Origin of the sequence: Bacillus cereus group sp. BceL062, from assembly GCF_051780025.1 — a bacterium.
GTDB lineage: Bacteria > Bacillota > Bacilli > Bacillales > Bacillaceae_G > Bacillus_A > Bacillus_A toyonensis.
The window spans coordinates 36212-48933 of record NZ_JBPWGY010000011.1; the positions used below are offsets into that span (position 1 = coordinate 36212).

The following is a 12722-nucleotide window of genomic DNA, read 5'->3' on the forward strand; positions in this document are numbered from 1 at the left end:
AGGCTTTTTATGTGATAGGTAAGACATACATTTTTCAAAGAAACAAGAATTTTTAACTAAATAAAAAAGATAGACGGTATCCCATCTATCTTTATAAGTATTTTAATTTTTAATTGTAACAATGGCAGCTGTACTGTAATAAACTGCTCGTGGTAATTCTGCCTGTTCACTGATAGAAGCTGTAACAAGAGAACCACCGCTTGCCGAAAAATACTTAACAGCTTCTAACGGAATACCATCTTCTTTCACATCAATATGCGTGCCATCTCGCCAGTCTATTTTCTGCATTGTTGCTGAAAGGTCCCCAGTCACTTTACCAAATTCTTTACCATCCACCCCTAAAAAGATCCATTCCCATTTTGTTAAACTTAGTACTTGTTTCAACTCCCCAATTTCCTTTCCATCCATATTCGAAAAAATATAGAAGTTGCGTACTCCCATATTCTTTTGAACACGCAACAATCTTTCTCCTGAGTGATTATATAAATAAAATTGTTGCTTATGTAGTCCCTTAAAAAGAAAAGAGAGTACAGCTTGCCATACACTTTGAATAACAAAATCATACTCTTCTTTTAAAAAACCTACTGTATTTCCTTCTAATCCAAAGTACGTTATTACTTGAAATATCCCTACCTCTTTCCGAACAACAAATTTTTGTTGCTCAAGTAATTCAGAAGTCTCTATATTATAATTTTCCTGTTTAAGTATTTTTGATCTTCGTTTTTCTATAAAGCTATATATTAATAATCCAATTGCTGGTAGTAAAATACCTATTAATTGCAGATTGTCTTTCTCTGAAGTGAATAGCATCCCTTTTTTATATTCCATCACTAATCCAATTGCAACGATAATCCATACAATGACAGATACAAAAAAAATACGTTTCGCATTACGTGCGTGATGCTTATGTATACTCATATCCCGTCCCCTTTTCCATTTATCCCGCTATTTGCCGGGCAGTAAGACCCACACTTCAAAATTCGGCGAAAGCAAAGAAGTTAGGTGGGTGATCGACTGCCCGTAAAAGCCCGATTGGTGAAGGCTAATAATCAGTGGGGGATGAAGAAAACCCCCACTGATTAAAGTTTCACTTTATTTCATTATCCCATTGCACATACACTTCCTCAATAAAAAAAGACTATCCAAAAAAGACAGTCTTTTACACTTCAATATTTCGTAACATCGTATAAATATCGTTATTCACTTTACCAAATGATTTAATGTTATTTTGAATGTTAGATAATAAAACAACATATACACTACCATTTTTACTAAAACCATTTAAACAATTCCAACCTGGCATTACACCGTGATTTGAATAGCTTCCTGGATCTACATACCAGCCAAATCCGTAATCTTTTTTCACAGCAGTAAACATTTGATTATAACTCTCTTTTGAAATTAATTTTCCAGAGAAGAGTGCTTCATTAAATAAATATAAATCATGTGCGCTCGTATATATATCACCACAACCATATAGTTGTGACATGCTCGGAATATTAGGTGTTGTCATATTGTTATTCACTATTTTATAACCCGTTGATGGGAATCTTGTTTGTTCCAACGCTGTACCAAAACCAGAATGTTTCATACCCGCAGTCGCAAAAATATGCTGTTTTATATATTCTTCGAGCGACTGTCCACTTACCTTCTCAGCAATGTAAGCAAGTATAGAATAGTTTGAATCAGAATACTTCCATTTCTCTCCCGGACTCCCAATACGCTTTTGCTTTCCTATTCGTTTGATCAATTCTTCATGAGAAATATCCTCTGTCCCCTGCTCATACTCTGGAATTCCTGATGTATGTGTTAATAGATGTTTTAACTGTATGCCATTACCTTGAGGAAAGTCTGGAATATACTTTGTAACTGTATCCTCTACTTGTAACTTATTTTGATCTTTTAATTGCATAATAGCAGTCGCTACAAACGCTTTTGAAATAGAACCAATATAAAAGGTCGTCTCTGAATTATTCGGCACTTGCTTCTCTTTATTAGCCATGCCGTATCCTTTATTCACAAGAACTTTCCCATTCTTCACAATAACAGCTGTTCCACTAAATCCCATGCTCTGTAAATATTGATCCAATTGAGCATTTTCATTAATTTCTTGAGGTGGTCCCTCAGCAGGCTTCTCCACAGCTTGCACTTGCTTCACTTGTTCTTCCTGCTCTTTTTGTTTTTGTGCTCCTTGCTTCTTTTTTTCTTCTTCTTTCTTTTTTAGCTCTTCTTGTTTTTTCATTTCTGCTGCCGCTTTTAAAGTTTCCTCTTTCTTATTATGCGCAACAATTTTTGTATACATGAAATATACAAGTGATAATAGTAAGACGAGAATGATTGTTCTTTTTATGTATACAATCGGCCGACGTGCTTTCCCATTCGCATTATTTTTTTCCTGATCCATGATTGCCTTTTTCCCCTTATTTACCGATAATTTACTTTTAATTTTCACCTAGATTTTGGATAATCTATTCTATAACATCACTACTTTATCACGCACTAGACATATAACCAACCTATATGTACAAAAAAGAAAAAGAAAATTTATAAAAGTAAGATTCCCGTTAAATTTTTAACATAAAAAAAGAGGATATCCTCTAAAAACTGATATTATCAGCTTTTTGGATATCCTCTTATCTAATTATTTATACGTGTTTTTTCATATCATCGGCAACAGACTCAACATTTGTACCTACGATAACTTGTACACTTGTGTTACTTAATTTCATAACACCTTTCGCACCCGCACGTTTTAATGCAGCTTCGTTTACTTGACTAGCATCTTTCACTTGTAAGCGTAGACGTGTTGCACAGTTATCAATAACTGCTAAGTTGTCTTTTCCACCTAAAGCTGCTACGTAAGTTTCACCAATTGAACCTGCAACTGGTGCATCACCCTCTTCAGCTAACTCATCTTCATCTTCACGACCAGGAGTTTTCAAGTCAAACTTCTTAATTAAGAAGTAGAATACTGCAAAGTAAATTGCTGCGTAAATTAAACCGATTCCTGCTAGCAATACTGGTTTTGTTGCAATACCAAAGTTTAAAACGTAATCGATTGCGCCGGCACTAAATGAGAAACCATCATGAATGCCAAGTGTTGTTGTAATGAATAAAGAAAGACCTGTTAATACAGCATGAATACCATATAATACTGGAGATAAGAACATGAATGAGAATTCAATCGGTTCTGTAATACCAGTTAAGAATGAAGTTAATGCTAGACCACCTAACATACCTGTAACCATTTTACGTTTTTCTGGTTTAGCGGCTGCAATCATTGCGAAACATGCTGCTGGTAAACCGAACATCATAATTGGGAAGAAACCAGTCATAAACATACCTGCTGATGGATCTTTTGCAAAGAAGCGTGCAATATCACCATGAACGATATCGCCAGCTGCGTTTGTAAAGTCACCAAGTACAAACCAGAAATATGTGTTCATTACGTGGTGTAAACCAATTGGAATTAATAAACGGTTTAATAATCCGAATAAACCAGCACCAACTGAACCTAAGTTCACGATACCGTGTGCTACTGCATCAATACCACTTTGAATTGTTGGCCAAATTTGACCGAATACTAATCCTAAAAGCAGCATTACAATTGAAGTAATGATTGGTACAAAACGTTTTCCAGCAAAGAATCCTAACCATTCTGGTAATTTAATCTTATGGAATTTGTTGTATAGTAATCCAGCAACAACCCCAGCAATAATACCACCGAGTATGGCCATATTTATTTTCGGCGTTAACGCCGCTGCTTTTGAAACTTTTGTCATTGTATCCGCTAATTTAGTTGGATCTACTGAACCGACTAAATCTTGAACACTTTTTAATTTATCATTCAGCTCTGCTGCTGAATACGCCTTACTTAGAGCATTCGTTGTATTTTGTAAAACAAGATATCCGATTGCCCCAGCAAGTCCAGCTGCTCCACTACCATCGACAGACAAACCGATTGCAACACCAATTGCAAAAATAAGTGCTAAATTATCAAAAATTGCTGCACCGGCCTGTGCCATAACAGGAATATTAAATACGTCTTCTTGTCCTAAACGAAGCAATAATCCTGCTGCTGGTAGTACGGCAATTGGAAGCATTAGCGCTTTACCAATACGTTGTAAAAACTGCAACATTTTAATTCCCCCTATCAAGTTTATGAAATCGTTATCATTATAAGTACGCCTTAGAAAACGCTTTCTATTTACATAACCATAATAACATATAGTTGTATAGATGTGTAGTTTTTATTTCCGAACTTTTTATGGATAAGTTTTCTATTTCCAAACTGTTATATAAAAGGAAAATTCTCCTTTTTCAATATAGCATAGTCGGAACGAACGACTCACTATAGAACATGTAACTTTCGTTTTATCATTCCACTTTTTCATGTTATTATTTATTTCCGAGCATATCGGGAAAAGTAAACTTAGTTAATTCGAAATAGGAGCGTTGGTACTATGCAGTGCATTGAAACAAACAACTTACAACAGTTGTTAGAACAAGTAAAACCATATACGAAAAAAGGAAAACTTGCTACTTATATCCCCGAACTAGGAAATGCAAATCCAGACGATTTAGGGATTGCCATTTTCCATAAAGAAACAGAATATATCCATGCTGGTAACTCACAGACATTATTTACTCTTCAAAGTATTTCCAAAGTAATTACACTTGCACTTGCCCTTTTAGATCGCGGTGAAGAATATGTATTTTCTAAAGTTGGAATGGAACCAACTGGTGACCCATTCAATTCTATTATTAAGTTAGAAACGACAAGTCCTTCCAAACCTCTTAATCCAATGATTAATGCGGGAGCATTAGCTATTACAAGCATGTTAGCGGGACAAGATAACGAAGAAAAAATGGAGCGCATTCTTCATTTTGTACGTGAAATAACAGATAATCCTACTATTAATTATTCTTCTAAAGTTGCCAATTCAGAATTAGAGACGGCTTACTTAAATCGTTCACTTTGTTACTATATGAAACAAAATGGAATTATCGATTGTGACATTGAGGAACTTATGGATTTATACACTCGTCAATGTGCAGTTGAAGTAAACTGTATTGATTTAGCACGTATTGGCTTAATTTTTGCAATGGACGGATATGATCCATATAAGAAAAAACAAATTATCCCTAAACATATTACGAAAATCTGTAAAACATTTATGGTTACATGCGGTATGTATAACGAATCTGGTGAATTTGCAATTCGTGTTGGTATCCCTGCAAAAAGCGGTGTAGCTGGTGGTATTTTCGGTTGCGTAAAAGGCGAGATGGGTATCGGCATTTTCGGGCCAGCTTTAGATGCAAACGGAAATAGTATCGCTGGTTTTAAAATTCTTGAACTTCTTTCTGCTCAAGAAGGTTGGAGCATTTTTTAATTGGGCGGTATCCTGCTAATATAGCAGGATTTTTTTACGGAAAATTCATTGTTACCGGCCATCAATATCCTTACAAAAACAGTACTGAAAGTTTCTCTTTATTATGCATATTTGCTCCCCCCTCCTGAATAGTATAGTACAACCTAGCGCTATATGTGGAGGTGTAAAAGATGAAACTAATATTTCAAATGGCGAAACAACCTGTTCTTGAAAAAACAATTGTTCTTTTTATATTGAGTATTGTAGAAAGCTTAAAGCTAAAAGTTGTTTCACTCGACGAAGCTCACCGATACATATTCAATTTAGAAGTACTTGAACTATTAATGGATCGAAACATCGATGATCAAGTACTAGAGCTTATACATTTCGGAATGGGACTCGAAGATATTCATCATGTACTCCCTGAAGAACTTGAGCATAGTATTGAGGAACTAAAATGGCTTTGTATCCAAGTTTTAAGTGAATATAGTATGCACGAGGAATCGGAACAATTAATTGAAGATATACGCTAAGAAGCACCTTTGTAGGTGCTTTTTATGTTTATTAAGAAATAAATATCCGATGTCGATATATGAAATTTATTCAAGTATTTCCGAGGAAATGCTCGAACACTGCCTTTCTATGTTTACAACAACTGATCTATCCCAATAAGAATTAATAATACGCCTGCAATTACCGTCGCCCATTTCCCTAAGTATTCCGCTAAAAATCGTTTTCCTATATATGAAAAGCCACTAATACAAATGAAACTAAACACCCCAGAAATACATGCCGTAAGCCACAGATTCAAATTTGTTACTCCAGCATCAAACCCACCTGCAATATTATTAATAGATAATGCCACCCCCAAAACAAGAGCCTCAGAAAAACTAATTGTTTTCGATCCATCAAAATCTGCTTTTTCTGGATCACGTAAAATCCCCAAAAGTACACTACCATCTTTAGATTCTGTGGTGTCCTTTTTACTCAAGAAAGGCTGACATAAAATAAACACTCCGATTATCCCTAAAACAATCGCTCCAATCAGGTTTGCTGTAAACTCTGAAATAAATAATGCGATCCAATTCCCCAAAAAACCAGCTAATAAAGTAAATAAAAAACCAAAAAATGCGATGATAAAATTGTTAAACCACGAAATACGAATTTTACGAATGCCATATGCAATCCCAACACCTGCATTATCTAAATTAGAAGCAATTCCGATTAAAAGAATGGAAAATATACCTGCCGTACTCATAAACAGTCACCCCTTTTTCTCACTTCTCAATGCATATTATGAAAATGTTGAGCAACTGTGCCTGTCTGTTTCATATACTTGTAATAAATGCTCAACATTTTTTCAACAATAAAAAGGGGTGCCTTCACTATGCCTAAAGAAAACCCAAACGATCGGCTTGGTAAATTAATCAAAAAGCTTTTAAAAGAACGTGCCTTATCCATGCGCCAACTAGGAATACTTACAAATATTGATCCAGCAACAATCTCAAGAATTATGAATGGTAAACAACAACCAAAACAAAAACATCTACAAAAATTTGCAGAATGTCTGCAAGTTCCGCCTCAATTGTTATTTGATGAAATGTATCCTAATTCTCCTCACATAAATAAAGAAAAGACGGATATGTATACATCTCTTGATACAATTCAGCAAACTTTACAATCCTCTAACTTATTCGACTTCGATTACACAACAACTCGCGTAAAACAAGAACTTGAAACTTATGAACGCTATGCTCAAACAACAGAAGGTGAAAAACGTATTCATGAAAGTTTTTCGAGCAAGTTAGAACAGATTGATAGTGCAGGCCCTTTCATTGAACAATTAACAGATATGTATCAACAATTTTGTAATGAAACCATTTCAAAAGAAGAACGTGCAATTCTTGGGGGTGCATTACTGTATTTCATTTTATCGACCGACATTATACCCGACTATCTCTTTCCAATTGGCTATTTAGATGATGCAATTGCTGTTGAATTAGCAAAAGAGAAATTAATTGAACTAAAACGAAAGACATAGAAAAATAAAGTAAAACTTTAATCAGTAGGGGTTTTGTTCATCCTCCACTGATTATTAGCCTTCACCAATCGGGTTTTTATGGGCCGTTGATCTCCCACCTAACTTCTTTGCTTTCCCTGAATTTTGAGATGGGGGGCTTACTGCCCGGCGAATAACGGGATAAAAAACTATTTCAGCTGTTGTTTAAGTTCAACTCTGAAATAGTTCACTAAAAAATCGTACAAGTTGCAGACCCGTACGATTTCAATATACAAATCTATTTTTTCGTATGACACCATTCATATATGAACGCCGTTATTACTCTTGTAAATTCAATTAACTGTTCAACTTCAACTTTCTCATTTACAGAATGGGCCTCTTCTAGTGTACCTGGCCCATAAATAATGGCTGGGATATGAAATTCACTAAACCACCCACCATCCGTTACTGTTGCAGACATATCTAAAATTGCATTTTTAGATAAAATAGATTCATGTACCGCACTAAGAGTTTTTACAGCTACATGTTCACTATCTACTTCTAAAGAAGGAAAAATTTCACCACGATCCACAATCATCGACTCTCCGCCCCACTTAAATTGCGGTGGATTTTCACTTAACCATGGATCAGCAGCTGCTACTTTTCTTATATACGCTTCTATTTCTTCTATTATTTGTTCATGCGTTTCGTTTGGATAGAAGTGTACTGTTATCCACAATCGGCACTCATCAGCAATAAACGCTGCATGCCGGCCACCTTCAATAACAGCTGGATTAATTGTTGTTGTTCCAGGTGGATAGCCTTCATACGTTTTCATGACTGCCCAGTGGCGCTCCAGTTCTTGTAAGCTTTGCACAATTTTCATCATTTTTTCAATTGCACTCGCTCCAAATAGACGTCCTCCGGCATGAATCATTTGTCTACGTGTTGCATCATGAAACGTTTGCGGGCTTTTCACAGTAATCCATCCAGTAATTACGCCCCCCTGTCCTTGCATATGTAAATTGCTCGTATCCACTACGACTGCAAAATCAGCATCATAACCACGTTTACAACATTGAAGTGTTCCTGCTTCTCCTACTTCTTCTCCAATTACTGATTGAAATATTAGATCACCTGGCAATTCAATTCCCGCTTCTTCTAAAAGCTGAATAGCAAATAAGGATCCAGCTAATCCACCTTTCATATCTGCCGCGCCTCTTCCAACTAACCAGTCGTCTTTTATAAACGGCTCAAACGGATTTGTTTCCCATGCCTCATCTATCGACACTTCAGCTACATCCATATGTCCATTAATAATAAGACTTTTATATGTCCCGCTTTCCGTCCCTTTTTTTACACCAACAACGTTCGGGTCATTCGGATATACATCCCATTTATCAATACTAAAATTTCGTTTTCTTAGAAAATCTGCAACAAATTCTTGTGCTTCATTTGTATTTCTCGCTGGTGGCGCTGGTGTTTCAAAACGAATTAATGTTTTTGTAAGTTCGAGCAATTCCTCTTTCCTTGAATCTATTTGTTTTAATAACTGCGAAATTTCTGGATTCATCGCTAATTCCCCTTTGCATACGTAGTATGTTTCCAGCTTTATTTTCACAAAAAAAAAGACTGTTTACAATTTTACAGTCTCTAAATGACTCACTATTATAAAGTGAAACCATAATCAGTGGGGAGGTTCATCCCCCACTGATTATTAGCCTTCACCAATCGGGCGTTTACGGGCAGTTTATCTCCAGCCGAATTTTGAAGTGGAGTTTTACTGCCCGTTAATGCGGGGTAAACTTTCTAATTCAGTTGTGTTTGTCTTTTCAATATGTTCTACGCTACTTCTCTTATTTCTGGTAGCGCGATAAAACAGTAAACAAACAATCATAAATGGAATCCCACAATATAAAGCCATTCTTTGTTCAGGAATAAAAGCCATGCCAACAATTACTGTTAAATTTAATACTAACGCAAGAAGTGGAACAAATGGATACAATGGTGTTTTAAATTTCAAATCCTTAATATCCCCGCCCTGCTTTACGTATGTCCTTCTAGCTAATAAGTTAGATAAAGCAATCGATGCCCAAACTAATATTGCTCCGAACCCTGCAATTGAAAGAAGCCATAAATAAACTGTATCTTCCGCATAAATACCTGATAATAATGAGAGGCATCCTACAATCGTGCTTACAATCAACGCATAAATAGGAACACCGTTTTTAGATAACTTACCAAAAATCGGGCTAATCATTCCTTGATTAGACATAGACCATAGCATACGGGAAGTTGCATATAATCCTGAATTCGCAACCGATAATACCGCTGTAATAATAACAAAATTTATAATATCAGCCGCATAAGGAATACCAATTTTATCAAATACGACTACAAATGGACTTTCTATTACGCCTGCTTGCTGCCAAGGAAATAGTCCTGCAAGAATAAAAATAGATAGTACAAAGAAAACGAGTATGCGCCAAACTGTATTATTAATTGCCTTCGGGATCGTTTTCTCTGGATTTTCACTCTCACCAGCTGCAATTCCAACTAGTTCTGTTCCTTGGAAAGCAAAATTAACTGCAATCATTGTAATTAAAATTGCTGATAATCCATTTGGAAACAACCCTCCATAATCAGTAAAACTAGAAAACATCGGTGCTGGTTCATTTCCTTTCATATCTAGAAAACCGAACATCGCCGCCCCGCCCAAAATAATAAATGCAATGATTGTAATTACTTTAATACTTGCAAACCAAAATTCAACTTCCGCAAAACTTCTTGAAGATAACGCATTAATAGCAAAGAGCAGTACTGCGAACACTACACACCAAATCCATGACGGTACATCGGGACACCAGCGTTTCATCAAAATACTAACTGCAATTAATTCAATGCCTATCGTAGCAGACCAGTTTAGCCACGACATCCAGCCGACTACATAACCCGCTGCAGGCGAAATGTGCTTTGTTGCATACGTTTGATAAGATCCTGCATCAGGCATTGCAACCGCTAACTCTCCTAGACAGAGCATCGTTAAATACATAACAAACCCGCCAACAAGATACGCTACAATCGCTCCTCCAGGTCCAGCTTCATGAATTGTATAACCAGATCCTAAAAAAAGACCCGTACCAATAACCCCTCCGAGTGCAATCATAAATATGTGCCGACTTTTCAATTCCCTTTTTAATCCTTGGCTTTGATCCATCACATAAATCCCCCCTTTTCATTTTTTAAAACCCATTAATTGTAAGCGCTTTTAAAATTCTTCATTGTAAAATTAATTATTAAAAAGTGCAAAATACATATCACTTATATTAATCACTACCTGTTATTAAAAGGTCATCCCTTACTGTTATTAATAGTTTTTGATCAGCGATAGCTTGTCCTTCTACCACTTCTAAAGATTCGATATAACCACTGATGCCTACCTTAATTTCTACTTTCTGTTTATCTATCGTTTCAATTAACGCTAATTTCTCCCACTCATATACGTAAGAACTTTCAGTAACAAATAATTTCTCTACTTTCCCGTAACAAGGACTATACACGCCTTCTATAACCGTCTTCACTTAATAAATTCCTCCTCTTAATTAATTTGCACTGAAATGTCGCATACCCTATGAAAAGTTCTAATTCATCCACTCCTTCCGTTTAAAGATTTCAATTATTATTTATGCAAGATACGTACCAACCTCAATATCTATATAAAAATTAAGATTTCGTACAAAAAAATCTACATAACCGCAAAATTTTTCTATCATTTAAAAAGTTTTGAAAGAAAATAGCAAAAAAATTTTGCGATTTTATGAGAATTTTAATAAAATTATAAAAAGTCAGTCTTCATAGGGTGAAACGAGGAGAAGATGATACATGCATACAGAAGAAATTAATTTTAAACAAATTATTGAAATGAATGCGCTATATGAAGCTTTACTCAATGAACTCGATATCGGGATTCATATTATTAATGAGGAAAGTAAAACGATTATCTATAACCGCAAAATGATGGAAATTGAATCAATGGACCGCTTAGATGTGCTATATAAAAGTCCCTTAGAGGTATTTGCATTTGAAGAAAATAAAAATAGTACTCTTATAGAGGCATTAAAATTTGGAAAAACAAAAAAAAATATAAAACAAACGTATTTTAACAATAAAGGACAAGAAATTACGACGATTAACGATACTTTCCCTATAATAGAAAATGGAAAAATTAAAGGCGCTATTGAAATTTCAAAAGAGATTAGTCACTTAAAGCAACCAATAAAAATGAGCCCTTCTCGAAAACAAAATACTAAATTCACCTTTGACCACATAATTGGTGATTCTAGAGCCATTCAATCAATCATTGCAGAAGGAAAGAGGGTAATTCGTACATCCTCATCTATACTTCTTGTAGGAGAAACAGGGACTGGCAAAGAACTATTTGCACAAAGTATACATAATGAAAGTCAGCGTTCAACAAAACCGTTTATTTCACAAAATTGTGCAGCTATACCTGATACCCTAATGGAAAGCTTATTATTTGGTACGAATCGAGGTGCCTTTACAGGAGCAATAGATAAATCTGGTTTATTTGAAGAAGCAAATGGCGGGACTTTGTTGTTAGATGAAATCAACTCATTAAGCCCAACGCTTCAAGCTAAGTTACTACGGGCTATACAAGAAAAAACAATACGAAGAATCGGAGGTGCACAAGAAAAAGAAATTGATGTTCGTATTATAGCAACTATTAATGAAGATCCTCTTGAAGCTATTGCACACAATCGGTTAAGAGAAGATTTATATTACCGATTAAGCGTCGTTACTTTATGTCTTCCACCTTTACGGGAACGAAAAGAAGATATTCCAGCTCTTGTTCAACACTTTATCGAAAAGTACAATATTCAATTCGGGCTCGGCGTAACGGATGTAGATGTACATGTAAGAGAATTCTTTTATGTATACGATTGGCCCGGAAACGTACGAGAATTGGAACATATAATTGAAGGTTCAATGAACTTAATAGAAGATGAAAATATCATTACAGTGTTTCATATACCCACTCGCTTTCGCGAACGAATAAAAAAAGAATTCAATATGCAACCTTCACTAACTAATTACAATACTGATACACCTAAAACTTTAAAGCACACGATAGAAGAAATAGAAAAGAACTACATCACTCAAATTCTTAAAAAGAATAATGGTAATATCTCACAAGCAGCAAAATTTTTAGGATTGAGTAGACAAAACTTACAATATCGAATTAAAAAACTTCATTTACAAATATGAAATGAACCTTTCTCCAATTGCGGAAAAATTGGTAAAATATGTTACACTAAACATATAACATGCTA

At 35.2% G+C, this 12722-nt stretch carries 11 protein-coding genes; 4 read left to right on the forward strand and 7 right to left on the reverse strand.

Annotated elements, in window-relative coordinates; genetic code table 11:
- Nucleotides 1-102 precede the first annotated feature (102 nt).
- The 3 genes from ACS2MN_RS22980 to nagE form a co-directional block, all read right to left on the reverse strand.
- On the reverse strand, nucleotides 103-918 hold the full coding sequence (locus ACS2MN_RS22980) for a sugar ABC transporter ATP-binding protein (RefSeq protein WP_087948848.1): 816 nt from the start codon (nucleotides 916-918) through the stop codon (nucleotides 103-105).
- 241 nt (nucleotides 919-1159) lie between these two features.
- Nucleotides 1160-2404, reverse strand: coding sequence for a serine hydrolase domain-containing protein (locus ACS2MN_RS22985; RefSeq protein ID WP_087948847.1), 1245 nt, complete (start codon nucleotides 2402-2404; stop codon nucleotides 1160-1162).
- 241 nt (nucleotides 2405-2645) lie between these two features.
- On the reverse strand, nucleotides 2646-4139 hold the full coding sequence (gene nagE / locus ACS2MN_RS22990) for an N-acetylglucosamine-specific PTS transporter subunit IIBC (RefSeq protein WP_000938878.1): 1494 nt from the start codon (nucleotides 4137-4139) through the stop codon (nucleotides 2646-2648).
- A gap of 324 nt (nucleotides 4140-4463) precedes the next feature.
- On the opposite strand from nagE, the gene glsA reads away from it, so the two are divergent.
- The gene (glsA, locus tag ACS2MN_RS22995; RefSeq protein ID WP_001149858.1) at nucleotides 4464-5393 is read left to right on the forward strand and encodes a glutaminase A; all 930 of its coding nucleotides are present in this window, start codon (nucleotides 4464-4466) and stop codon (nucleotides 5391-5393) included.
- Between the two features lie 170 nt (nucleotides 5394-5563).
- A complete protein-coding gene (locus ACS2MN_RS23000; RefSeq protein WP_000766598.1) occupies nucleotides 5564-5905 on the forward strand; it encodes a DUF3969 family protein in 342 nt (113 codons plus the stop codon).
- Nucleotides 5906-6018: 113 nt separating this feature from the next.
- Here the strand turns inward: ACS2MN_RS23000 and ytaF are convergent, their stop codons facing one another.
- Nucleotides 6019-6630 (reverse strand): sporulation membrane protein YtaF, encoded by a 612-nt coding sequence (gene ytaF / locus ACS2MN_RS23005; RefSeq protein WP_346995000.1) that lies wholly within the window; start codon nucleotides 6628-6630, stop codon nucleotides 6019-6021.
- A gap of 129 nt (nucleotides 6631-6759) precedes the next feature.
- Here ytaF and ACS2MN_RS23010 point away from each other — a divergent pair, with 129 nt between their 5' ends.
- Nucleotides 6760-7413 carry a DUF1232 domain-containing protein gene (locus ACS2MN_RS23010; RefSeq protein ID WP_001123713.1) on the forward strand — a complete coding sequence of 218 codons (654 nt, stop codon included), beginning with the start codon at nucleotides 6760-6762 and terminating at the stop codon, nucleotides 7411-7413.
- 256 nt (nucleotides 7414-7669) lie between these two features.
- Here ACS2MN_RS23010 and ACS2MN_RS23015 read toward each other — a convergent pair whose 3' ends face one another.
- From ACS2MN_RS23015 to ACS2MN_RS23025, 3 genes are all read right to left on the reverse strand, one after another.
- Nucleotides 7670-8992 carry an acetylornithine deacetylase gene (locus tag ACS2MN_RS23015; protein WP_346994999.1) on the reverse strand — a complete coding sequence of 441 codons (1323 nt, stop codon included), beginning with the start codon at nucleotides 8990-8992 and terminating at the stop codon, nucleotides 7670-7672.
- Between the two features lie 159 nt (nucleotides 8993-9151).
- Nucleotides 9152-10591 carry an amino acid permease gene (locus tag ACS2MN_RS23020; protein ID WP_438894775.1) on the reverse strand — a complete coding sequence of 480 codons (1440 nt, stop codon included), beginning with the start codon at nucleotides 10589-10591 and terminating at the stop codon, nucleotides 9152-9154.
- A 106-nt stretch (nucleotides 10592-10697) separates the two neighbouring features.
- Nucleotides 10698-10952 (reverse strand): biotin/lipoyl-containing protein, encoded by a 255-nt coding sequence (locus ACS2MN_RS23025; RefSeq protein WP_000859494.1) that lies wholly within the window; start codon nucleotides 10950-10952, stop codon nucleotides 10698-10700.
- A gap of 301 nt (nucleotides 10953-11253) precedes the next feature.
- Here ACS2MN_RS23025 and ACS2MN_RS23030 point away from each other — a divergent pair, with 301 nt between their 5' ends.
- On the forward strand, nucleotides 11254-12657 hold the full coding sequence (locus ACS2MN_RS23030) for a sigma-54 interaction domain-containing protein (RefSeq protein ID WP_087948844.1): 1404 nt from the start codon (nucleotides 11254-11256) through the stop codon (nucleotides 12655-12657).
- Nucleotides 12658-12722: the final 65 nt, after the last annotated feature.